The following is a 23,192-nucleotide window of genomic DNA, read 5'->3' on the forward strand; positions in this document are numbered from 1 at the left end:
GACCGTCACCGGTCCGGCCTGTGGATAACTCCGACGCTGTCGGTGCCGACCCCTATCGTGGAGGCAGTGGTCGAGGGACGACGTACGGGGGGCGGGACTATGGGCGGGATGGGCGGTATCAGCGAGATGCCAGGGATCACCGGGACACCGGACGCGAGCGACAGCGAGGCACTGGCCACGCTGCACCGGGTCTTCGGATATGACGCCTTCCGCGGCGAGCAGGGGGAGGTCATCGAGCATGTGGTGGCCGGCGGGGACGCCGTCGTCCTCATGCCGACCGGCGCCGGCAAGTCGCTGTGCTACCAGATTCCGTCCCTGGTCAGACCCGGCACGGGCATCGTCGTCTCACCGCTCATCGCGCTGATGCAGGACCAGGTGGACGCGCTCAGGGCGCTCGGCGTGCGCGCCGGATTCATGAACTCCACGCAGGACTTCGACGAGCGCCGCGTGGTGGAGGCCGAGTTCCTGGCCGGCGAGCTGGACCTGCTCTACCTGGCACCGGAGCGGCTGCGCCTCGACGCCACCCAGGATCTCCTCTCCCGCGGCAAGATCGCCGTCTTCGCCATCGACGAGGCGCACTGCGTCTCGCAGTGGGGCCACGACTTCCGCCCCGACTACCTGACCCTGTCGGTGCTCGGCCAGCGCTGGCCCGACGTGCCACGGATCGCGCTCACCGCGACGGCCACCCGTGCCACGCACGAGGAGATCACCCAGCGGCTGAACATGCCGACGGCCCGGCACTTCGTGGCGAGCTTCGACCGTCCCAACATCCAGTACCGGATCATCCCCAAGGCCGACCCCAAGAAGCAGCTGCTCGCGTTCCTGCGCGAGGAGCACGCGGGCGACGCGGGCATCGTGTACTGCCTCTCCCGCAAGTCGGTGGAGGCCACGGCCGAGTTCCTCTCCCGCAACGGCATCGAGGCGGTCCCGTACCACGCGGGCCTGGACGCCGGCACCCGCGCCGCCCACCAGTCCCGCTTCCTGCGCGAGGACGGCCTGGTGGTGGTGGCGACCATCGCCTTCGGCATGGGTATCGACAAGCCGGACGTCCGCTTCGTGGCCCACCTCGACCTGCCCAAGTCGGTCGAGGGCTACTACCAGGAGACGGGCCGCGCGGGGCGGGACGGACTGCCGTCCACGGCCTGGATGGCCTACGGCCTCAACGACGTCATACAGCAGCGCAAGATGATCCAGTCGAGCGAGGGCGACGAGGCGTTCCGGCGCCGGGCCGCCGCCCACCTGGACTCGATGCTCGCGCTGTGCGAGACCGCGCAGTGCAGGCGCGGCCAGCTCCTGAACTACTTCGGCCAGGAACCGGAGCCCACGGGCTGCGGCAACTGCGACACCTGCCTCACCCCGCCCGAGACCTGGGACGGCACGGTCGCGGCCCAGAAGGTGCTGTCGACGATCGTGCGGCTCCAGCGGGAGCGGGGGCAGAAGTTCGGGGCGGTGCAGATCGTCGACATCCTGCTCGGCAAGCGCACTGCCAAGGTCATCCAGTTCGACCACGACCAGCTGTCCGTGTTCGGCATCGGCGAGGAGCTCTCCGAGGGCGAATGGCGGGGTGTCGTACGGCAGTTGCTGGCCCAGGGGCTGCTCGCGGTCGAGGGGGACTACGGCACGCTGGTACTGACCGAGGCGAGCGGCGCGGTGCTGCGCCGGGAGCGCGAGGTGCCGCTGCGCAAGGAGCCCGAGAAGCCCGCCACCGCCAAGTCGGGCTCCTCGTCCTCGTCCGGGCGGGGCAAGGCCAAGGCCGTGGTGGCCGAGCTGCCCGAGGCACTGGTGCCGGCGTTCGAGGCGCTGCGGGCCTGGCGCGCCGAGCAGGCCCGTGAGCAGGGCGTCCCGGCGTACGTCATCTTCCACGACGCCACGCTCAGGGAGATCGTCACGGTGTGGCCCACGTCCGTGGCGCAGCTCGGGAGTGTCGGCGGGGTCGGTGAGAAGAAGCTCGTGACATACGGGGAGGGCGTGATCGAGGTGCTCGCCGGGCTGGCCGACAGCGGTGCGGCCGCGAAGATCCCGAGCCAGGCCGGCGACGCGCATCCGGGGGCGGGCCCGGGCGCGGATCCCGGCGAGGATCACTGGCCCGAGATGGACGCGGACCCGGAGCCCGAGGACGACTGGATATAGCCGCCGCCGGGCTCCGGCGAGGGGTGCGGGGGTTGGGGCGCGCGGCCTTGCGTCGCGTGGCAAGGGGTACGTGCCCCGCGGTCCTACCCCACCTCACAGGGCGCGTGTCGCGTACGCCCTGACGTCCGCGTCCGAGTCCGTCGTGGCCGTGGCCAGGGCCGCGCGGGCGTCCTCGGTCGCCGAGTGCCGGGTCAGGGCGAGGACGGCCGCCTTGCGGACATCGGCGTTCGGATCGGCGAGGGCCTTGGCGAGGGCGGGGACGGCCGCGTCAGGGTCGGCGGCGGACAGCGCCGTCGCGGCACCCGACCGGACCTGCCAGGCGGAGGCCGACAGGGCGGTGACGGCGCGGGCGGCGAGGGGCGCGGGGCAGCCGGTGGTGCCCAGTGCTCCGTAAGCGGCCCCACGGACCAGGGCGTCGGGGTCCTCGGTGAGACGGGTCAGGGCGTCGAGGGTGACGTCCAGCGGGCGTTCCGCCGACACCGTCGCCAGCGCCTTGGCGATCGTCACGCGGACCTCGCGGGACGGGTCGCCGGCGGCCGCGCGGGCGAGTTCCTCGGCGGCGTCCACGGAGACGAGGGCGCGGACGGCCTCGATGCGGACGGCGATGTCGGCGTCGGTGAGGGCCCCGGCGAAGAGCTTCGTGTCACCGAGGCGCAGGGCCCGCAGGACGTCCAGGGCGGCGGCGCGGACGACCGGGTCGGACTCGGCCAGGGCGGCGGCGAGCCCCTCGCGGAGGGCGGGGTCGGGCGGCAGCGTCTCGACGAGTTCGCGCAGTGACGCGGCCGCGGCGGCCCGGACCCCGGGGTCCTGGTCGGTGAGGGACTCCGCGAGCACCGGACCGGTCCCCGGCGGCGCGGTCTCCGTCAGGACGCTGACGGCCGTACGGCGCACGGCGGGGTCGGGGTCGGACAAGTAGGTCCGCAGGGCGGCCAGTTCGGGTTCCTGCTCGGCGAGGGCGAGGAGGCCGAGCAGGCGGGGTGAGACAGGGGAGAGGGGGACCGGGGCGTCCGGCACGGTGCCGGTACCGGGGCGGTCGGCGGTGCCGTCCGTGGCACCGGGCCGCCCGGCGGCGACCGGGGCCAGCTCACGCGCCCCCGCCGTCGCCACCTGCTCGGCGTGCACCTCGCCGATGTGCCGGGAGGGGCCGCCGACCGGGGTGAACTCGTCGATCGGAACCAGATAGGGAGCCACGGGACGGGCCGTGAACTCCATCGCACCCAAGGGGGACTTGTGCAGGTCGAGGTGGTGGAACCAGGAGGCGTCGTCGCGATGGGGGTGGTCGAGACGGTCGTGGTAGAGGCCCCAGCGGGACTCCGTGCGGGCCAGGGACGCGCGCGCGGCCATCTCGGCGCAGTCGCGGATGAAGGAGACCTCGGCGCAGCGCATCAGCTCGTGCGGGGTCTGGGCGCCCATCGCGGCGATGTCCTCCCGCATCCGCTCGAAGGACTCCAGGGCCAGCGAGAGACGGGCGCCGGACTTCGGCGGGGCCACGTAGTCGTTCACGAAGCGGCGCAGCTTGTACTCGACCTGGGGCTGCGGCGGGCCGTCCGGGTTGCGCAGCGGGCGGTAGATCAGTTCGTGCGCCTCGCGGAGCTGGTCGAGCGGCAACTGCCCTTCGTACGGCGCGTACCGGGAGGCGTCCGCGCCCGCGAGGTCGCCGAAGACGAAGGCGCCGATCATGTAGTTGTGCGGGACGCAGGCCAGGTCGCCGGCGGCGTAGAGGCGGGGGACGGTCGTCCGGGCGTGGTCGTCGACACGGACGCCGGAGGCCGAGTGGCCGCCGCACAGACCGATCTCGGAGATGTGCATCTCGATGTCATGGGTGCGGTAGTCGTGACCGCGGCCCTCGTGGAAGGTCCCTCGGGTGGGCCGTTCCGTGGAGTGCAGGATCGACTCCAGGGACGAGATGGACTCCTCGGGCAGGTGGCTCAGCTTCAGGTACACCGGGCCCCGGTCGGACGCGACCTCCGCCGCGAACTCGGCCATCATCTGGCCGGACCAGTAGTCGGAGTCGACGAAGCGCTCGCCGTGCCGGTTGACCTGGTAGCCGCCGAAGGGGTTGGCGACGTAGGCGCAGGCGGGGCCGTTGTAGTCCTTGATCAGCGGGTTGATCTGGAAGCACTCGATGCCGGTGAGCTCGGCGCCCGCGTGGTAGGCCATGGCGTAGCCGTCGCCCGCGTTGGTCGGGTTCTCGTACGTGCCGTACAGGTAGCCGGAGGCGGGCAGGCCCAGGCGGCCGCAGGCGCCGGTCGCCAGGATCACCGCGCCCGCGCGGACCGTGACGAACGCGCCGGTGCGTGTGTTGAGGCCGACCGCGCCCACCGCGCGCCCGTCCTCGGGAGCCGTCAGCACCCGCACCGGCATCACCCGGTTCTCGATGCGGATCCGCTCGCGCATCTCGCGCCGCCGCAGCTGCCGGTACAGGACCTTCTTGACGTCCTTGCCCTCCGGCATCGGCAGCACGTACGAGCCGGAGCGGTGGACCTGGCGGACCGCGTAGTCGCCGTGCTCGTCCTTCTCGAACTTCACGCCGTACGACTCCAGGCGCTGCACCATGCCGAAGCCGCGGGTGGCGGTCTGGCGGACGGTGGACTGGTCGACGATGCCGTCGTTGGCGCGGGTGATCTCGGCGACGTAGTCGTCGGGTTCGGCGCGGCCGGGGATGACCGCGTTGTTGACGCCGTCCATGCCCATGGCGAGCGCGCCGGAGTGCCGGACGTGGGCCTTCTCCAGCAGCAGTACGTTCGCGCCGTGCTCGGCGGCGGTCAGGGCGGCCATGGTGCCGGCGGTGCCGCCGCCGATGACGAGGACGTCGCAGGTGAGTTCCTCGGCGTCGGTGAGCGCGGGGATCTCCAGGGGCGGGTTCACGGAGGTGGTCACCGGGGGGCCTTTCAGGTTCCGAGCGAGGAGAGGACGTCGCGCCGCAGCGCCACGCGCGCGGGATCGTCGTGCGCCGTACGGTCGCGCGGGCGCGGCACCTCGCGTACGGCGGTCAGGCGGCCGCCTCCGAGGAGCGCCACGCGGTCGCCGAGGAAGAGTGCCTCGTCCACATCGTGGGTGACGAAGACGACGGTCGCGCCCGTGCCCTGGAGCACGTCCACCAGCAGGTCCTGCATGCCGGCGCGGGTCTGGGCGTCGAGGGCGCCGAAGGGTTCGTCCATGAGGACGGCGCGGGGTGCTCCCGCGAGGGCGCGGGCCAGCTGGGCGCGCTGGCGCTGCCCGCCGGAGACGCGGTGCGGCAGCTGCCGGGCGTGGTCGGCCAGTCCGACCCGCTCCAGCCAGGACTCGGCCTGTGTGCGGCGCTCGGTGCGCGACAGGCCCTTGATGGCCAGCGGGAGTTCGACGTTGGCGCGCAGGGTGCGCCAGGGCAGGAGGGCGTCCTCCTGGAAGACCAGGGCGCGTTCGGCACCGGGGCCGGTGAGGGGCCGGCCGTCCTGGGCGACCTCGCCCGAGAGCAGGGGGAGGAGGCCGGACAGGGTGCGCAGCAGCGTGGACTTGCCGCAGCCGGAGGAGCCGACGACGGTGAGGATCTCGCCGGGGGCGATGTCGAGGTCGACGCCGGTGACCACGGGGGCGTCCGGTCGGCCGAGGGTGGCCTCCCGGAGGGTGAGGCGGGTGCCGCGTGCGGCGGGCGGGGTCTGGGCCGCCGTGTCGAAGAGGGTGTCAGACGAGGTGTTCATCGCGTGCCTCCTCGGCCTCGGGTTCGGGTGCCTTGCGCAGGGGGGCGGGCGGGGTCGCGGCACGCGGCGTCCGGTGCCGGGCCCCGGCGACGTACGACGTCCGCGGCAGCCAGCGGGTCAGCCGGCGCCCCAGCAGTTCCACAGCGGTGGAGGTCAGCCAGCCGAGGACGCCGATGGTGACCATGCCGACGAAGACGCCCGCGTAGTTGACGACGGTGTAGTCCTGCCAGGTGCGGTAGCCGACGCCGTACTGGCCGGAGATCATCTCGGCGGAGATCACACAGATCCACGAGACGCCGATGCCGACGGACAGGCCGCCGAAGATGCCGGGCAGGGCACCCGGCAGGACGACCGAGGCGAGGATCCGCCACCGGCCGCCGCCCATGGTCAGCACCGCCTCCTCCCACACGGGGGTCAGCGCGCGGACCGCGTGCCGGGTGGAGACCAGGACGGGGAAGAAGGCGGCGGTGAAGGTGATGAAGACGATGCCCTGCTCGTTGGAGGGGAACAGCAGGATCGCGACCGGGACGAGGGCGATCGCGGGGATCGGCCGGACGACCTCCAGCACCGGCCCGAGCAGGTCCTCGGCGAGACGGGAGCGTGCCACGAGCACGCCCGTCGCCACGCCGAGCACCGCGGCGAGCAGGAAGCCGGTGAGGATGCGGGTGAGGCTGTCGGTGAGGTCCGTCCAGTAGTCGTGGCCGGACAGCCGGTCGGCGAAGGCGCGGGCCACGTCGGCGACCGTGGGGAACTGCGAGAAGCGCAGCCACAGGTCGATGTCCAGGCTGGTCAGCAGTTGCCACACGCCGAGGGCGATCCCCAGCGAGGCCGCCCGCAGCGCGTACCGGCCGGCTTTCGGCAGGGGCCGGCTCATGACGCCTGCTCCAGCGCGTCGGCGTATGTGACGACCCGGGCGCCGCCGTGCGCCGAGACGTAGGCCCGCGCGGTCTCCGGGGCGACGAAGGGCAGGAGTCGGTTGCCGTCGGCCACCCAGACCGCCTTGTCGGCGAACCAGAGGGTGCCGGTGGTGGCGTCGGGGACGTAGGCGGCGCGGATGCCGTCCTTGTGCGCGGAGACGTAGGTGAGGAGTTCGGCCGGTGTCTTGAAGCTCCGGGTCGAGGAGGCGCCCTTGGGCCAGACCTCGCTCGCCGAGGCGGCGGGAGCAGCGGCGAGGCGCTTGGCGTAGCCGGCTCCGAGGGCCTTCTTGACGTACTGGTCGTCGACGAAGGAGTCCACGTCGATGTCGCCGGTGAGCTTGGCCGCCTTCAGCACCGAGACGTCCTTCTTCAGCGCGGAGACCAGCTCTGGTTTGACCGCCGGGTCGAAGGTGGCGATGCCGTGGGCGCCGTTGTAGAGGTAGACGACCTCGGGAGGCAGGCCGGTGGCCTTCGCGACCGACTCGGCGGCGGCGACCGGGTGGTCGTTGAGGTAGTCGGTGGCCTCGGCCTGGGCCTTCAGGAACGCCTCCAGGACCGCCGGGCGCTTGGTGGCGAAGTCCTCGCGGGCGGTGACGCCGTGGAAGGTGGGCAGGTTCAGCTCGGCGCCGTCGTACAGGGCCTGCGCCTTGCCCTGGTAGGTGAGCAGTCCGGGCCAGGCGACGAACTGGGAGAGCGCGTCCGTGCTGCCCGCCGACAGGGCCGAAGCGCCCACCGCGGGCTGCTGGTTGAGCTTCTCGATGCCCTTGTCGGGGTCGATGCCGGCCCGCTGGAGGGCGCGCACGAGGGTGCCGTCGGCGGCGGAACCGACGCTGGTGGAGACCTTCTTGCCCTTGAGGTCGGCGAGGGAGGCCAGTTTCGAGCCCGGGGAGGTGACGATGGTGTTGAGGCCGCCGCGGAGGTTGTAGCCGGTGACCGAGACCAGGCGGGTGGGCTTGCCGAGCTGCTTGCCGCGGGCCGCGTTGATGAGGAGCGGGAAGTCGCCCATCGAGCCGATGTCGATCTTCCCGGCGGTCATCTGTGCGGTGATCGGGGCGCCCGTGGCGTAGTCCTGCCAGTCGACCTTGTAGGTCTTGCCGTCGTGCAGGGAGTTGAGCTCCTTCTCGAAGTAGCCGAGGGAGCGCAGCAGGGTGCCGGCGGTGACCGTGTTGATGGTCTTGGACTGGTAGCCGACGGTGACGGTGACCGTGGAGCCGCCGTCTCCGGCCGCCGCGTTGCCGCCGCAGCCGGTGAGGGGGAGCAGGAGGAGTGCCGCGAGAGCTGCGAGTGGTGTGCGTTTCATGGGAGTTCTGGGCCTCTCACCGGAGCAGATAGGGCATGTTGACCGTGACGGCTCCGGTGGGACAGCGGGCCGCGCACGGGCCGCAGTACCAGCACTCGTCGACGTGCATGTAGGCCTTGCCGCTGCTGTTGTCGATGGCCAGCGAGTCCAGCGGGCACATGTCCACGCACAGGGTGCAGCCGTCGATGCACTTGGACTCGTCGATGGTCACGGGCACGTCGGCCCGCTGGGGCACCAAGGGCATGGCTGTCTCCAGGAAACGGCTCGGAAAAGAGGTCAGAGGGAGCGGTGCAGCAGGCCGCTCATGGTGATGCGGTCGCCGCGGAAGCGGATGAACTCCAGGTCGACCGGGCGGCCGTCGGCGAGGTGCGTGAGGCGTTCCAGCATCAGGACGGCCGCGCCGCGCGGGGCCTCCAGTACGGCGGCGGAGTGCGCGTCCGCGTTCACCGCCTCCAGGGTGATCTCGGCGTGGCCGAGACCCTGGCCGGTGATCGTCTCCAGCAGGCGGAAGACGTCGGTGTTCTCCAGGTCGGCGCCGAGCAGGGCGGTGCCGAGGTCGAGCGGGATGTAGGTGAGGTCGAGGGAGAGGGGCAGGCCGTTCAGGCGGCGCAGACGTTCTATGTAGAGGACGTCGGTGCCGGGATCGACCTGGAGGCGCTGGGCCACCGGGTGCGGAGCGGGAGCGGGGCCCATGGTGCGGACCTCGTTGGTGACCGTGCCGTGTTCGCGCAGGGTTTCCGCGAGGCCCATCAGACGGTCCAGGCCGTGGGGGTATTTCTGGCCGACGACCACGGTGCCGACGCCGGGGAGGCGCTCCACCAGGCCTTCCGCGCGGAGCAGGTCCAGGGCTTGGCGGACCGTGTTGCGGGAGGCGCCGTAGTCGGCGGCGAGGGTCGTCTCGTGGGGGAGGGTGCCGCTCTCGAAGCCGCCGGTGAGGACCTGCTGCCGGAGGAGATCGGCGAGTTGCCGCGCCTGGTCCGCACGCAGCCGGCGCCGGGCACGGGCGGCGACGGTGGTCGCGCCCTGCCCCGCGTGGTCCCGGATACGGTCGGTGGATGGCATGGCTGGAACCATACCGAGCCGGTAGGAAAACCAGTGTTGCCGGATTGTTGCGCCACCTGACGGAGTGACGGGTTCCCGGCTGACCTGCGGTTTCTACAGCTGTGGGGTGAGATGTGCCACCTGACGAAGAGAACGAGGGCGGCTGCGACCCACCCAGGGGCGCGGGGAACTGCGCGACAAGCCCCCACCGGACCCGCAGCCGAAACACAACCCCACTGCCCTACGCCAGCGCAGACAACCCAGGCCCAAAAACGATCAGCAACGGCAACAACGGCACCAGCGCAGCCGTCGCAGACGTCAGCGCCCGCTGCCTGCGCAGCAACCGCGGCGGCGGCTCCAGCAGCCGGTCCACCCGCTCACCCAGCAACCGATGACTGGAGGCGCACGACAGCACCCCCCGATGCTGGTTCAGCTCGATCAGCGCCAGGGCCGTCGTCAGGTGACCGCACCGCCGCGACGCCGTGTCGTCCGCCGCCAGCTCCACCAGCCGGTGCGTCTGGTCGCAGAAGTGGGCGAACAGCGGCACCCGTGGAAACCCGGTGGCCAGCGCGGTCGAGAGGTGGAGCAGCCAGTCGTGGCGGGCCCGCGCGTGCCCGCGCTCGTGGGTGAGGACGGCGTCCAGCTGGTGATCGGTCAGTCGGTGCAGCGCACCGGTCGTCACGATCAGCTGCGGCGGGCTCCCCGGCATCCACCACGCGTCCGGGTACTCGTCCTCCAGCACCAGCAGCGGACCGCGCGTCGCCGCCCCGAGCCCGGCCGGCAGATCCGGCGCGCGCTCGCGCAGATGCTCACGGGCCAGCCCCCGGCGCCGCCGGGCCTCGACCAGTTCACGGGCCAGCATCGCCGTGGTCCACGCGGCCCCGGCCGCCAGCAGGAGGGTCGCGGCGACCGCCCAGAGCGGCGCGGCCGACAGGTCGTACGCCGCGGTCACGGCCGGCGGGGCCGGGGCGAACACATGGTCGCGGACCGTGTGGAAGACGGCCGCCGCGCCCAGCACCAGCGCGGTCAGGCAGGACAGCAGGACCGTGGCGACCAGGCACTGCCACACCCACAGCCCGACCACCGGTTCCCGTTCGGGCCACGCGGCCCGGGTGAGCGCGCGCGGCACCGGCACGGCGGCCGCCACGGCGACGGTGCTCAGCAGGAGCAGGCAGAGTGTCATGCCACGGGCTCCGCATCCTGATCGGAGACAGGGGAGATGGGGCTGTGAGGTGGGACTGTGCGGTGAGGCGCTTGCAGGGCGGTCGACACGTCGTCCACGTATGCCGCCCGTCGCCAGTATGCCGTGAGCGGACGCCCCGCGGCAGGACTCGAACAGCTCCGGACACCTCACACGACACCTCACACGTCCCCGGACACCACCCGTCCCACCACATCCCCCAGGCCCACCCGGACTCCGCCGGGACCGGGAGCCCACGCCGACAGCGTCACCACGTCCCCGTCCTCGAGGAACGTCCGCTTGCCGTCGGGGAGTTCCAGCGCGTCCCGTCCGTTCCAGGTCAGCTCGAGGAGCGACCCCCGCTCGCTCGCCGAGGGCCCGCTCACCGTGCCCGAGCCGTACAGGTCGCCCGTCCTGAGCGAGGCCCCGTTCACCGTCATGTGCGCCAACTGCTGGGCCGCCGTCCAGTACATGGTGGAAAACGGCGGCTCCGACACCACGTGGCCGTTGATCGCGACGGAGATCCGCAGGTCGTAGCCGCCCGGCTCCACGTCGGAAGCGGTGTCGTCCAGATACGGCAGCAGTTCGTGGGTCCGCTCCGGCGGCGCCACCCGGGCCTCCTCCAGCGCGTCCAGCGGGGTGATCCACGCCGACACCGAGGTGGCGAAGGACTTGCCGAGGAACGGGCCGAGGGGGACGTACTCCCAGGCCTGGATGTCCCGCGCGGACCAGTCGTTGAGCAGGCACAGCCCGAAGACGTGCTCCCGGAAGTCACCGAGACCGACCGGCCGGCCCAGCTCCGAGGGTGTCCCGACCACGAAGCCGACCTCCGCCTCGATGTCCAGCCGCACGGACGGCCCGAAGACGGGAGCCTCGTCGGCAGGGGCCTTCCGCTGCCCTGAAGGCCGTACGACATCCGTCCCCGACACCACCACCGTGCCCGCGCGGCCGTGGTAACCGATCGGCAGGTGCTTCCAGTTGGGGGTCAGGGAGTCGGCGGCGTCGGGGCGGAAGATCTGGCCGACGTTTCGCGCGTGGTTCTCGGAGGCGTAGAAGTCGACGTAGTCCGCGACCTCGAAGGGGAGGTGGAGGTCGACCGAGGACAGCGGGTGGAAGAAGCCCGCGATCGCCTCCTGGTGCGCCGGCACCGTCACCCACGCGGTCAGCGCGCGCCGCACGTCCGACCAGGCCGTGCGGCCGGCGGCGAGGAGCGCGTCCAGGGAGGGCCGGGCGAGCAGGGAGACGTACGGGGAGCCGAGGGCGGCGGCGGCCGCGCCCGCGTCGAGGACCTGGTCGCCGAGCCGGACGCCGACGGTCCGGTCGGCCGAGCCCGACGGCGAGAAGACGCCGTAGGGAAGGTTGTGCGGGCCGAAGGGGTCGCCCTCGGGCACGTCGAAGGGGCCAACGAAGGGGGGCATGGGGTGCTGCCTCACTCTCGCGCGTGCCGTGCCGACCGGGTGGTCGGGGCACACGGTGCGGTCCGGGTGGTCGCGCCACACGTTACGGCCGAGTCGCCGGTCACGGGAGTGTCCAAAGGGCTGGCGATGTGGCTAAAGAGTTAGCAATGTCCCGTTAAGGGGCGGTCGGAGGCTTCCATTCCGGCTTAGCGTCCTTTGCGAGCACGGACGGGATGGGTGGGATCGCGTCCGTGGGGGGACGCGTGGGGGGACCGTGGCCAGGAGCGCGAGCAGTGTGCCATTCGAGGCCGACCGTGAGGTACCGGCCCTGATCGTCAAGTTCGGCGACTACCCGCTGCACCACGGCGGAGTCGGCGCGATCCGCAGTCTGGGCCGCCTCGGCGTGCCCATGTACGCCATCACGGAGGACCGTTACACACCCGCGGCCGCCTCCCGGTACCTCACGCGCGCGTTCGTCTGGCCGACGACCGGCACCGAGGACCCCGGCCGGCTGGTCGAGGGACTGATCCGGATCGGGCGCCGCATCGGCCGCCCCACCGTCCTCGTGCCGACCGACGAGGAGGCGGCGGTCCTGATCGCCGAGCACCAGCGCGACCTCTTCGGCCGGTTCCTCTTCCCGCGCGTGGAGCCCGCCCTCACCCGCCGGCTGGCCAGCAAACAGGGCCTGCACGAACTGTGCGCGGAGCACGGCATCGCGAGCCCGCAGGCCGCCTTCCCGCAGTCGTACGACGACATCGTGGCCTTCGCCGAGAAGGCCCGCTTCCCGGTGGTGGCCAAGAACCGCGAGGCGTTCGTACGGCGCCGACGGCCCGCGGTGAACGGCACCACGCGCATCACCACCCGTGAGCGGCTGCTCGCCCTCGCCCGTGACTGGGGCGAGCGGCCCGGGGTGATCCTCCAGGAGTACCTGCCACGAGAGGAGGCCGAGGACTGGATCGTGCACGCCTACTTCGACGCCAGCTCCACCCCGCTGGCCCTGTTCACCGGCGTCAAGGTGCGCTCCTGGCCGCCGCACGCGGGGATGACGGCCAACGCGTACGTCGTCGACAACCCGGAACTCGCGGACCTCGCCGCGCGTTTTGTCAAACAGATCGGCTACACCGGCGTCATCGACCTCGACCTGCGCTTCGACCGGCGCGACGGTCAGTACAAACTGCTCGACTTCAACCCCCGCATGGGCGCCCAGTTCCGGCTCTTCGAGAGCGAGTCGGGGGTGGACGTCGTCCGCGCCATGCACCTTGACCTCACCGGGCGGGCCGTTCCGGAGGGGGAACAGCGGGCCGGTCACCGCTATGTCGTGGAGAACATCGACCTGCCCGCCCTGCTCGCCTACCGCCGCAGCGGCTATACGACGCCGCACGCGCCGGCGCGGCCCAGCGGGACCGAGCTGGCCTGGTTCGCGGGTGACGACCCGCTGCCGTTCCTGACCATGCTCGGGCGCTTCGTGCGGCCCGGCGCGAGGCACCTCTATCAGCTGTGGCGAGCCAACCGCCGCGGCAGCACGACCTGTTGAACAGCGGACCTGTTGAACAGCGGACCAGTTGAACAGCGGACCAATTGAGCAGCGGACCAATTGAACAGCGGACCAGTTGCACAGCGGCACCACCACGAAGTGACGAAGTGACGTCCTGGGGAGGGACTTCGTGATCCAACCGGTAGCAGTCATCGGCGCCGGGCCCTTCGGCCTGTCGACCGCCGCCCATCTGCGGGCGCGCGGCATTCCCGTGCGCGTCTTCGGCGACCCCATGGTCAGCTGGCGCGACCACATGCCCGCGGGCATGCTCCTCAAATCGACCCCGGCCGCCTCCAACCTCGACGCGCCCCAGCCCGGGCACACCCTCGTCGACTACTGCGACGCGGCGGGGATCCCCCGGCTGGTGACGGACCAGGACATCGTTCCCGTCGAGACCTTCATCGCCTACGGCCAGTGGTTCCAGCAGACGCTGGTGCCCGAACTGGAACAGGTGCGGGTGGTGTCCGTGGACCGCGGCGAGCGGGGGGACTTCCAGCTCAAGCTCGACTCGGGGGAGTCGTTCACCGCGCGGGCGGTCGTCGTCGCCACCGGTCTGTCCGGGCTCTCCCACCTGCCCAGGGAGCTGGCCGCCGCCCTGCCCGACGGACCGGCGCCCACCGGCCCGGTCTCCCACAGCTCCCAGCACCACGACCTCACCCGCTACGCCGGCAAGGAGTTGATCGTCGTCGGCGCCGGGCAGTCCGCGCTGGAGACGGCCGTCCTGGCGGCGGAGGCGGGCGCCCGGGTCAGGGTGGTCGCCCGTGGCCGCGGCAGCGTGGCCTTCGGCGCACCGCCGTGGAAGCAGCCGAGGCTGCGACCCGAGTCGCCCTTCGGTCGGGCGTGGTCGCTGTGGGCCCTGACCTACTACCCGCACCCCTACCGCCGCCTCCCGGCCGGCGCCCGTCATTACCTGGTCCGACGAGTCCTCGGCCCGCTCGGCGCGTGGTGGCTGCGCGACCGCTTCGAGGGCAAGGTCCAGGTCACCGAGGTGGACCGGATCCTCAAGGCGGACACGTCACGGGGGCACCCGAGCCTGGAGGTCCGCACCGACGCCGGGACCATGGACCGCCTCGCCGCCGACCACATCATCGCGGCCACCGGCTATCGCGTGGACCTCGCCGCGATGGACTTCCTCGGGCACGAACTGCGCACCGCCCTCGCGGTCAGCCGGGGCACGCCCAGGCTCGGCGCCGGATACGTCTCCTCCGTACCGGGCCTGTACTTCACCGGCCTCCCGGCGGCGGCGTCCTACGGCCCGGTGATGCGCTTCGTGTGCGGTACGGAGTTCGCCTCCCCGAGGCTGGCCCACCATCTGGCGGGGGCTCACGGTTAGGTCTGTCGGGGGGCTGGGGTGACCTCGTGTCCGGGCGGCCCGTGGCGACGTCGTGTCCGGCAGTCTGTGCTGACGGCCTTTCCGGGCGGTCCGGGCTGACGTGTGTCCGGTGTCGCACGCCGACGGCCTGTCCTGCGGCCCACGGCTTGGTCTGCTCGGGCGGTTCGTGCTGACGCCTTGCGCGGCGGACCACGTCAACACCCTGCGCGGCGGCCCACGCCGACGGCTTTTCGGGCGGAGGGCGCTGACCTCGCGGTGTCCGGGTTTGCCGACCCGGCGGTTGCGAGTTCCGGTGCGCCCGGCGGTCTGCGTCGACGGTCTGTCCTGCGGCCCACGGCTTGGTCTGCTCGGGCGGTTCGTGCTGACGCCTTGCGCGGCGGACCACGTCAACACCCTGCCCGGCGGCCCACGCCGACGGCCATTCCGGGCGGACGGCGCTGACGTCGCCGGGTCCGGGCGGGCCACCCCGGCTGCCGCGAGACCCGGCGCCCCGCTCCCGCGTCGACGTCACCCGAGCCCGCGCCGGAGGGCCCCCTCGCCCGGCCTCACGAGGTGCACGCGGCTTTCAGCCGGTCGGCCGCCGCGTCGATCCTGGCGGAGTCGGGGTCGGTGTCCCCGTTGAGGATGGACCTGTTGTAGTCCTCGATCGCCTTGTCGAGGTCCTTGACGGCCCTGTCGACCTCGCTGTCGCCCGACTCGTCCCGGTCCTTGTCGATCTCGTCGAGGTTCTTGTCGATCGTGGCGATGGATGCGTCGGTCTTAGAGGGGTCCTTCACCGCGTCCCAGCCGGCCTCGTGGATGGCCTTGACGCTGTCCGCGATTGTGTCGGCGTGGGAGACGCAGTCCAGGGAGTTGTCCACGTCGTCCGGGTCGCAGCCGGTGGCGAGGACGGCGGTGAGGGCGGCGGCGGTGAGGGCGGTGGCGATGGTGAGGCTACGGCGACGGCGCATGGCTGTGGCCAACCTTTCTCGGGGCGGGACGCGATGGGCGGAATGCGATGGGCGGGATGCGATGCCGTTCACGATTCCGCCCCCCGGCCCCGGCCACGAGGGAGCTGACTGCCGTATGCGGGGTGTACCGCACTACACCCCGCACCCGGTGAACTAAGACCGATACCGCCCCAGCGTCCGCAACCCCGGCAGCGCCCTGTCCTGGAAGTCGAACAGCGCCAGGTTCTCCCACGCGTTGCCCGAGGACGGGTCCGCCGGGTCCCAGCCATTGCCCGCGCGGTAGGTGCACAGGCCCTCCCAGTAGCAGTAGCCGAGACCCTGCCCGCCCGGCACACCGGCGGCGAGGTCCGCCACCGTGCGCACCCAGGCGGCCTGGCCCTCGGGCGTCGCCGGGTAGCCCTCGGTCAGCTGCGAGGGGCTGTTCATGATGTCGTTGACGTCGTCCTCGCTCTCCAGCGTGAACGGGTACGCCGTCTCGGCGATCACGCACGGCTTGCCGTAACGCGCGGTCACGTCGGCCATGTTGGCGGCCGCGTCCGCGATCGGCCCGTGCCAGAACGGGTAGTAGGAGAGCCCGATGATGTCGAAGTCGACGCCGTACGACACCACGTTGTCGAACCACCAGCGGTACAGCCCGTTGTCGCCGCCGTTCGCCAGGTGCAGGATCGTGCGGACGCGCGGGGTGGTGTCGCGGGCCGCGCTCAGACCGGCCTTGAGGAAGGCGGTCATGTTGTCGAAGTGCTCCCAGTTGCCCTCGGGCCAGATCAGGCCGCCGTTCAACTCGTTGCCGATCTGCACCAGCTGAGCCGGGGTGCCCTGCCGCTTCAGTGCGCCGAGGACGTCGGCCGTGTGGTCGTAGACCGCCCTGGTCAGGCCCGCCACGTCCAGGCCCGCCCAGGCGGCCGGCTTGGTCTGGTGGGCGGGGTCGGCCCAGCTGTCGGAGTAGTGGAAGTCGATCCAGATGCCGACCCCGGCCCGCTTGAGGCGGCGGGCCAGCGGCAGGATGTGCGCCTTGTTGTTGTAGCCGTCGGCCGGGTTCACCCACACCTTGAGGCGGGCGTGGGTGACGCCGGCCCGCGCGAGGAGGCGGACCGGGTCCTGCCGGTGGCCCTCGGCGGTGCGGTACACGGCGCCGTGGTCCTCGTTCTTCGGCAGCGAGGAGATGTCGATGCCCCGGATCTCCAGCCGGTTCCGGCCGCCCGCCGAAGCGGCGGCGGGTGCGGCCACGGCCGGCGCCGCCCCCAGCACGGGAACTGCCAGGGCGGCGGCTCCGGCAGCGGTGAGAACACTGCGTCTGCGCATGTCGAACGGTCCTTTCGCGGACGGTCAGGGGGACACCGGCTCTGCCGATGACTTCGGCGGCCGGAGAAGAACCAGAAGGCAGGTCGAGGAACGGGGTGAGGGGAGCCGGTGAGACGCCGGACGACCAAGGAAAACCCTCATTTTCTGTGATCGTGCACAGCTCCCCTCGTGCTCCCCTCACCCCTGTCATCGGCGGGCAACAAGTAGGTAACCCCACGCTCCCGCCATTGACAAGGGGCCGAAACAATTCTCTACTGTGCACGATCACAGAGCCGCGCGGCCCTCGCGCACAGCCTCTCGGGCACATCCGCAGAACCTCCCCCCACGGCGGTTGCCGCGTACGCGGATGTCCGAGACCGGCTGGTTCCAAGTCAGGGGAGATGAAGATGTCGATCAACCGCCGCCAGATCAGCAGGCGCAGCATCCTTGCCGGGGCCACAGCCCTCGGCCTCACGAGCACCCTCGCCGCCTGCGGCGGTAGCGACGACAAGGACTCCGGCGACAGCAGCGGGCCCGTCAAGCTGACCTACTGGTCGTGGGCGCCGAACATGGAGAAGGTCGCCGCGATCTGGAACAAGAAGAACCCGGACATCACGGTCACCGTGTCCAAGCAGGCCAGCGGTCAGGAGATCCTGTCCAAGCTGATCACCGCGAAGAAGGCCGGCAACGCCCCCGACCTCATGCAGGTCGAGTACCAGTCGCTGCCCACCCTGGTCTCCAACGACGTCCTCGCCGACATCTCCAAGTACGCCGGTGACACCAAGTCCGAGTTCGCCGCGGGCCTGTGGGGCATGGTCACCCTCGGCTCGGACGCGCTCTACGCGATCCCGCAGGACTCCGGTCCGCTGATGTTCTACTACCGCGAGGACCTCTTCAAGAAGCACGGACTGACCGTCCCGAAGACCTGGACGGAGTTCGCCGAGACCGCCCGCGCCGCCAAGAAGGCCGTCCCGGACGCCTACTTGACCACCTTCTCCGCCAACGACCCCGGTCTGTTCGCGGGCCTCGCCCAGCAGGCCGGCGGCAAGTGGTGGACCGTCGACTCGGCCGGCAAGTGGACCGTCGGCATCGACGACGCCGCCACCAAGCAGGTCGCGGAGTTCTGGGGCGGGCTCGTGCAGGAGGGCGTCATCGACAACCAGCCGATGTACACCCCGGCCTGGAACAACGCCCTCAACAAGGGCACCCACCTGGCCTGGGTCTCGGCCGTCTGGGCGCCCGGGGTGCTGGTCTCCTCCGCGCCCGACACCAAGGGCAAGTGGCGCATGGCCCCGCTGCCGCAGTGGAAGTCGGGCGAGAACGTCACCGGCAGCTGGGGCGGTTCCTCCACCGGCGTCTCCACCGACTCCAAGCACGCCGAGGCCGCCGCCAAGTTCGCCACCTGGCTGAACACCGACCCGGAGGCGCTTGCCGCCCTGGTCAAGGAGGTCGCGATCTACCCGGCCGCCACGAAGGGCCAGTCCGGGGACGTCCTGACCACGCCGGAGTTCTTCTCCAACCAGGCGGACTTCTACACGACGGCCGGCGAGATCGCCGCGACCACCGCCGCCGCGGCCTGGGGCCCCAACGTCAACACGGCCTACACCACCTTCCAGGACGCCTTCGGCAAGGCCACCAAGGCGAAGAAGGAGTCCCAGTTCGACTCCGCCCTCGCCACGGTGCAGTCGAAGACCTTCGGCGACATGAAGAAGCAGGGCTTCGAGGTGACCGAGGCATGACCAGCGCTCCGCTCAAGGGCTCCGACCTCATCGAGGCCGGGCCCTTGGCGGACGGCACCGGCACCGCCCCGTCCGTCCGCCCCAGCCGCCCCCGCCGCCGTGGCCGCAGCGCACCGTACTGGTTCCTGGTGCCGACCCTGACCCTGTTCGCCGCCTTCACCGTGGTGCCCATCGGGTACGCGATCTGGCTGAGCCTGCACAAGGTCCGGGTCAAGGGCATCGGCCTCGGCAAGGGCGCCCGCGAGCAGGTGTGGAACGGCATCGGCAACTACACCGACGTCCTGAACGACTCCGAGTTCGGCCACAGCGTGCTGCGCGCCTTCGGATACGGCCTCATCGTCATCCCGACCATGCTGGGCCTCGCGCTGCTGTTCGCGCTGATGCTGGACACCCCGAAGGCCCGCAGCGCGCCCTTCGCCCGGCTGATGATCTTCCTGCCGTACGCGGTGCCGGGCATCATCGCCGCCCTCATGTGGGGCTTCCTGTACCTGCCGGACGTCAGCCCCTTCTACTACCTGCTGGACAAGTTCGGCCTCCCGCAGCCCGACCTGTTCGACGGCGGCAACCTGTACCTCTCCTTCGCCAACATCGCGGTCTGGGGCGGCACCGGCTTCAACATGATCGTCATCTACACCGCCCTCAGGGCGATCCCGGCGGACATCTACGAGGCGGCCAGGATCGACGGCGCGACCAATCTGAGCATCGCCCTGAAGATCAAGATCCCGATCGTGATGCCCTCCCTGGTGCTCACCTTCTTCTTCTCGGTGATCGCCACCCTTCAGGTCTTCACCGAGCCGATGGCCCTCAAGCCGCTCACCAACGGCCTGCCCAGCTCGTGGAGCCCGCTGATGGCCATCTACGACAAGGCCTTCCTCCAGTCCGACATCTACGGTGCCTCCGCCACCGCGGTCGTCCTGGCCCTGGCCACGTTCGTCCTCTCCTTCACCCTGCTGCGCATCTCCGACCGCTACACCCGGGAGGACCGGGCATGACCCCCCTCACCCTCACCGCCAGGCCCAAGGGCGGCCGCACCGCCTGGGTGCCCACGATCGTCCTGATCCTCGGCGCGCTGTACTGCCTGATCCCCATCGCCTGGGTGGTCGTCGCGGCGACCAAGGACCGGTCGGAGCTCTTCTCCACCTTCACCCTCGCCCCCGGCACCGGCCTCTTCCAGAACCTGAGCGACCTCACCGCCTACCGCGACGGCATCTTCTGGCGCTGGATGGCCAACTCGGCCTTCTACGCCGGTCTCGGCGCCCTGCTCTCCGCCGCGGTCTCCGCCGCCGGCGGCTACGCGCTCGGCCGCTACAGCTTCCGCGGCCGTGAGGCCGTCTTCAAGATGATCCTGGCCGGCGTCCTGGTGCCGTCCATCGTGCTGGCCGTACCGCAGTACCTGCTGATGTCGAAGCTCGGCATGGCCGACTCGTACTGGTCGATGCTGCTGCCGTCGATCCTGTCGCCGTACGGCGTCTACCTGGTCCGCATCTACGCCGCCGCGTCCGTGCCCGCCGAGCTCATGGAGGCCGCCCGCATGGACGGCGCCAGCGAGTGGAGGATCTTCTCGCGGATCGCCGTACCGATGATGATGCCCGGGCTGATCACGGTGTTCCTCTTCCAGTTCGTCGGCATCTGGAACAACTTCCTGCTGCCCTTCGTCATGTTGGCCGACGACGAGAAGTTCCCGATCACCCTCGGCCTGTACACGCTGCTCGCCCAGGGCGCCTCGCAGCCCGCGCTCTACACCCTGGTCATCACCGGATGTCTGCTGGCGATCCTGCCGCTGATCGGGCTCTTCCTGGTGATCCAGCGGTTCTGGTCGCTGGACCTGATGAGCGGCGCGGTCAAGGCCTGAGGCTTCGGACCACTTTCACGAACGAGGAACATGACCACCAGCGCGAACGGACGCCGCAAGCCACCGACCATCCACGACGTGGCCCGGGAGGCGGGCGTCTCGCGGGGCACCGTCTCCCGCTTCCTGAACGGCGGCCACTACGTCTCGCCCGCCGCCCGGCGGGCGGTCGAGGCCGCCATCAGGAAGACCGGCTACGTGGTCAACCGGCACGCCCGCAGCCTCAGTACGGGCCGGTCGGACTCGGTGGCGTTCCTGCTGACCGAGCCGCAGGAGAAGTTCTTCGAGGACCCCAACTTCAACATCCTGCTGCGCGGTTGCACCGAGCGGCTGGCCCAGCACGACATCCCGCTGCTGCTGATGCTGGCCGAGAGCGACGACGACCGGCGCCGGCTGACCCGGTACATCACCTCGGGTCACGTCGACGGGGTGCTGCTGCTCTCCAACCACAGCGGTGACCCGGTCGCGGCCGAACTGCACCACGCGGGGATCCCGTTGGTGGTCTGCGGCAAGCCGATAGGGCGGGGGACCAAGGTGAGTTACGTGGCCGCCGCCGACCGGGAGGGCGCGCAGGACATGGTCCGCCATCTCCTCGCGGGCGGCCGCCGCCGCATCGGCATGGTCACCGGGCCGCTGGACATGCCCGGCGGCCCCGACCGCCTCGGCGGCTACCGGGACGTGCTCGCCGAGGCGGGCCTGCCCTACGACCCGGCGCTCGTCGTCGAGGGCGACTTCCGGCGCAGCGGCGGCGAACGGGCGGCCCGCCGCCTGCTGGCCCAGGCCCCGGACCTGGACGCGGTGTTCGTCGCCTCGGACCTCATGGCCCTCGGGGTCGTGGGTGTCCTTCAGCAGGCCGGGCGTTCGGTCCCGGACGACATCGCTGTCGGCGGCTTCGACGACTCCCCGGCGGCCACCGCCATCACCCCCGCCCTCACCACCATGCGCCAGCCCTTCGACCGCATCAGCGCCGAGATGGTCCGCATGCTGCTGGCCCAGATCGCGGGCGAGGACACGGCCGGAGTGATCCTCCCTACGGAACTGGTGGTCCGGGACTCCGCGTAGCCGAACGGGACGGACCGGCACCGGCCCGCTCTGCGGCCCCCCGGAACCGGAACTGCCGTCAACGGATGTGAAAGCAGGAGCCGTCCGGTTCGCGTCGAGTCGCGGGGGCCAACCATCCGTATTCTCTGATCATGGCCGCCTCCACCGCATATTCACTCATCGCCACCGACCTGGACGGCACGCTGCTCCGCGCCGACGACACCGTCTCGGACCGGTCGCTGGCCGCGCTCGCGAGGGTGGCGGAGAGTGGGGCCCGGCATCTCGTCGTGACGGGACGGCCGGCGCCCAGAGTGCGGTCCCTGCTCGACGAACTCGGCAGCACGGGGCTCGCGGTGTGCGGACAGGGCGCGCAGGTGTACGACGCCGGCGCGGACCGTCTGCTCTGGTCGGTGACCCTGGACCGGGAGCTGGCCGAGACCGCGCTCGGCAAGATCGAGGCCGAGGTCGGGCAGGTGTACGCGGCCGTGGACCAGGACGGTATCGAGGGGCTCACGCTCATCGAACCGGGCTATCTGATGCCCCACCCGACCCTGCCCGCCGTACGGGTGGGCCGGCGCGACGACCTGTGGTGCGAGCCGATCAGCAAGGTGCTGCTGCGCCATCCCTACCTGTCCGACGACGAGTTGGCGGTCACGGCGCGTGCGGTGGTGAGCTCGCTGGCGACGGTCACCATGTCGGGGCCCGGGACCGTCGAACTCCAGCCATGCGGCGTCACCAAGGCGACCGGCCTCGCGCTGGCCGCCCGGCACCTGGGTCTGGGCCCGGAGGTGACGATCGCCTTCGGGGACATGCCCAACGACATCCCCATGTTCGACTGGGCGGCCCGTGGTGTGGCGATGGCCAACGCCCACCCCGAACTCAGGGGCGTGGCCGACGAGGTGACCCTGTCGAACGAGGACGACGGCGTCGCCGTCGTCCTCGAAAGACTGTTCCGTGCGGCGTAGTTCCTAGTACGCGCCGAACACGTTGTCGATGGACCCGTACCGCTGGGCCGCGTAGTTGCAGGCCGCGGTGATGTTCGCCACCGGGTCGTACGGGTCCCACGAGGTGTTGGCCACGTGGTACGCGTTGAAGGTCGGGTCGATCACCTGGAGCAGGCCCTTGGAGGGCGTGCCGGCCGCCGCGTTGGAGTCCCAGAGGTTGATGGCGTAGGGGTTGCCGGAGGACTCGCGGATGACGTTGCGGTAGATGCCGTCGTAGGAGCCGGGAATCCCGTGCTCCGCCATGACGGCGAGGGAGGCCCGGATCCAGCCGTCGAGGGTGTTGGAGTACCCGAGCGTGCTGGCGGTCTGCACGGTCGGGGTGGCCGCGGACGCGGTGGTGGCGCCGATGAGGGGGAGCGCGAGGACGGCGGCCCCGGTGCCGGCGACGGCGAGCTTGCGGACGAGACGGCTGGTGCGGGTACGTCGGTGCTGAGCGGCAGCGGACATGGTGAAGTTCCTCTCCGTCGCCTGCGAGGTGAGCTGTCGGGTTCGGGCGGGAGATGCCCGGCCACGCCTACGAAAGGCGTGACTTCACCCCAAGCCGTGCCGGTATGTCCAAAGACGCCCGGTCCGGCGGTCAACCTGGTTCCCCCGCTCCTGCCATGGTTCTCGGTGGGTGTACGGGCGGTGGCAGGATTCGGCGTCCGCCCGACAGGCCGGGAACGTATGCGAGAGCACATGTCCGGAACAAGTGGCGAATTCACATGAGGTGCCTATTGACCTTGGTAAGGGGCATTTGAGGTACTTGATCCTTTGCGTTCGCCAAGTCTCAACTCGCGCACGGGCAAAGGCGGATCGGTGAATTCCGGTTTCATG

19 protein-coding genes and 1 riboswitch are annotated in these 23,192 nt (G+C 71.1%); of the genes, 8 read left to right on the forward strand and 11 right to left on the reverse strand.

All coding sequences use genetic code 11. The features are described from left to right. Positions 1-99 precede the first annotated feature (99 nt). Complete coding sequence (recQ, locus tag ACGFWE_RS16435) at positions 100-2,130, forward strand: DNA helicase RecQ (RefSeq protein WP_393600769.1); 2,031 nt, start codon at positions 100-102, stop codon at positions 2,128-2,130. 93 nt (positions 2,131-2,223) lie between these two features. On the opposite strand, the gene ACGFWE_RS16440 is transcribed toward recQ, so the two are convergent. The 8 genes from ACGFWE_RS16440 to fahA all read right to left on the reverse strand — a co-directional run bounded on the left by ACGFWE_RS16440 (position 2,224) and on the right by fahA (position 11,666). After that, positions 2,224-5,010, reverse strand: a complete 2,787-nt coding sequence (locus ACGFWE_RS16440) for a fumarate reductase/succinate dehydrogenase flavoprotein subunit (RefSeq protein ID WP_393600288.1) — start codon at positions 5,008-5,010, stop codon at positions 2,224-2,226. A gap of 11 nt (positions 5,011-5,021) precedes the next feature. Then, positions 5,022-5,810 carry an ABC transporter ATP-binding protein gene (locus ACGFWE_RS16445; protein ID WP_393600289.1) on the reverse strand — a complete coding sequence of 263 codons (789 nt, stop codon included), beginning with the start codon at positions 5,808-5,810 and terminating at the stop codon, positions 5,022-5,024. Then, positions 5,794-6,684 carry an ABC transporter permease gene (locus ACGFWE_RS16450; protein WP_393600290.1) on the reverse strand — a complete coding sequence of 297 codons (891 nt, stop codon included), beginning with the start codon at positions 6,682-6,684 and terminating at the stop codon, positions 5,794-5,796. Before ACGFWE_RS16450 ends, ACGFWE_RS16445 begins: the two co-directional genes overlap by 17 nt. Continuing rightward, positions 6,681-8,027 (reverse strand): ABC transporter substrate-binding protein, encoded by a 1,347-nt coding sequence (locus ACGFWE_RS16455; RefSeq protein ID WP_352390668.1) that lies wholly within the window; start codon positions 8,025-8,027, stop codon positions 6,681-6,683. Before ACGFWE_RS16455 ends, ACGFWE_RS16450 begins: the two co-directional genes overlap by 4 nt. A gap of 16 nt (positions 8,028-8,043) precedes the next feature. Then, entirely contained in the window at positions 8,044-8,271 is a 228-nt protein-coding gene (locus tag ACGFWE_RS16460; RefSeq protein ID WP_007383981.1) for a ferredoxin family protein, read from the reverse strand. Between the two features lie 32 nt (positions 8,272-8,303). After that, a complete protein-coding gene (locus ACGFWE_RS16465; protein ID WP_352390667.1) occupies positions 8,304-9,089 on the reverse strand; it encodes a GntR family transcriptional regulator in 786 nt (261 codons plus the stop codon). A gap of 220 nt (positions 9,090-9,309) precedes the next feature. Further along, positions 9,310-10,251, reverse strand: a complete 942-nt coding sequence (locus ACGFWE_RS16470; RefSeq protein WP_393600291.1) for a M56 family metallopeptidase — start codon at positions 10,249-10,251, stop codon at positions 9,310-9,312. A gap of 179 nt (positions 10,252-10,430) precedes the next feature. Further along, the gene (gene fahA / locus ACGFWE_RS16475; RefSeq protein ID WP_393600292.1) at positions 10,431-11,666 is read right to left on the reverse strand and encodes a fumarylacetoacetase; all 1,236 of its coding nucleotides are present in this window, start codon (positions 11,664-11,666) and stop codon (positions 10,431-10,433) included. A gap of 274 nt (positions 11,667-11,940) precedes the next feature. Between fahA and ACGFWE_RS16480 the strand changes: the two genes are divergently transcribed. Both ACGFWE_RS16480 and ACGFWE_RS16485 read left to right on the forward strand, forming a co-directional pair. Continuing rightward, complete coding sequence (locus ACGFWE_RS16480; protein WP_393600293.1) at positions 11,941-13,179, forward strand: ATP-grasp domain-containing protein; 1,239 nt, start codon at positions 11,941-11,943, stop codon at positions 13,177-13,179. A 130-nt stretch (positions 13,180-13,309) separates the two neighbouring features. After that, on the forward strand, positions 13,310-14,512 hold the full coding sequence (locus ACGFWE_RS16485; RefSeq protein WP_393600294.1) for an FAD-dependent oxidoreductase: 1,203 nt from the start codon (positions 13,310-13,312) through the stop codon (positions 14,510-14,512). Between the two features lie 545 nt (positions 14,513-15,057). On the opposite strand, the gene ACGFWE_RS16490 is transcribed toward ACGFWE_RS16485, so the two are convergent. Further along, positions 15,058-15,462 (reverse strand): hypothetical protein, encoded by a 405-nt coding sequence (locus tag ACGFWE_RS16490; protein ID WP_352390662.1) that lies wholly within the window; start codon positions 15,460-15,462, stop codon positions 15,058-15,060. Positions 15,463-15,615: 153 nt separating this feature from the next. Further along, positions 15,616-16,764 carry an arabinogalactan endo-beta-1,4-galactanase gene (locus ACGFWE_RS16495; RefSeq protein ID WP_393600295.1) on the reverse strand — a complete coding sequence of 383 codons (1,149 nt, stop codon included), beginning with the start codon at positions 16,762-16,764 and terminating at the stop codon, positions 15,616-15,618. Positions 16,765-17,144: 380 nt separating this feature from the next. Between ACGFWE_RS16495 and ACGFWE_RS16500 the strand changes: the two genes are divergently transcribed. The 5 genes from ACGFWE_RS16500 to ACGFWE_RS16520 all read left to right on the forward strand — a co-directional run bounded on the left by ACGFWE_RS16500 (position 17,145) and on the right by ACGFWE_RS16520 (position 22,337). Continuing rightward, on the forward strand, positions 17,145-18,482 hold the full coding sequence (locus tag ACGFWE_RS16500) for an ABC transporter substrate-binding protein (protein ID WP_393600296.1): 1,338 nt from the start codon (positions 17,145-17,147) through the stop codon (positions 18,480-18,482). Beyond that, positions 18,479-19,474 (forward strand): sugar ABC transporter permease, encoded by a 996-nt coding sequence (locus tag ACGFWE_RS16505; RefSeq protein WP_352390659.1) that lies wholly within the window; start codon positions 18,479-18,481, stop codon positions 19,472-19,474. Before ACGFWE_RS16500 ends, ACGFWE_RS16505 begins: the two co-directional genes overlap by 4 nt. Further along, positions 19,471-20,334 carry a carbohydrate ABC transporter permease gene (locus tag ACGFWE_RS16510; protein ID WP_352390658.1) on the forward strand — a complete coding sequence of 288 codons (864 nt, stop codon included), beginning with the start codon at positions 19,471-19,473 and terminating at the stop codon, positions 20,332-20,334. Before ACGFWE_RS16505 ends, ACGFWE_RS16510 begins: the two co-directional genes overlap by 4 nt. A gap of 30 nt (positions 20,335-20,364) precedes the next feature. Continuing rightward, the gene (locus ACGFWE_RS16515; RefSeq protein ID WP_352390657.1) at positions 20,365-21,393 is read left to right on the forward strand and encodes a LacI family DNA-binding transcriptional regulator; all 1,029 of its coding nucleotides are present in this window, start codon (positions 20,365-20,367) and stop codon (positions 21,391-21,393) included. Between the two features lie 131 nt (positions 21,394-21,524). After that, positions 21,525-22,337, forward strand: coding sequence for an HAD family hydrolase (locus tag ACGFWE_RS16520; RefSeq protein WP_393600297.1), 813 nt, complete (start codon positions 21,525-21,527; stop codon positions 22,335-22,337). A gap of 3 nt (positions 22,338-22,340) precedes the next feature. Here ACGFWE_RS16520 and ACGFWE_RS16525 read toward each other — a convergent pair whose 3' ends face one another. Beyond that, positions 22,341-22,823: a transglycosylase SLT domain-containing protein gene (locus ACGFWE_RS16525; protein WP_352390655.1), complete on the reverse strand. Its 483-nt coding sequence runs from the start codon at positions 22,821-22,823 to the stop codon at positions 22,341-22,343. Positions 22,824-22,828: 5 nt separating this feature from the next. Beyond that, a riboswitch (cyclic di-AMP (ydaO/yuaA leader) is annotated at positions 22,829-23,001 on the reverse strand. Positions 23,002-23,192 lie beyond the last annotated feature (191 nt).

The organism is Streptomyces sp. NPDC048523 (assembly GCF_043199815.1).
GTDB lineage: Bacteria > Actinomycetota > Actinomycetes > Streptomycetales > Streptomycetaceae > Streptomyces.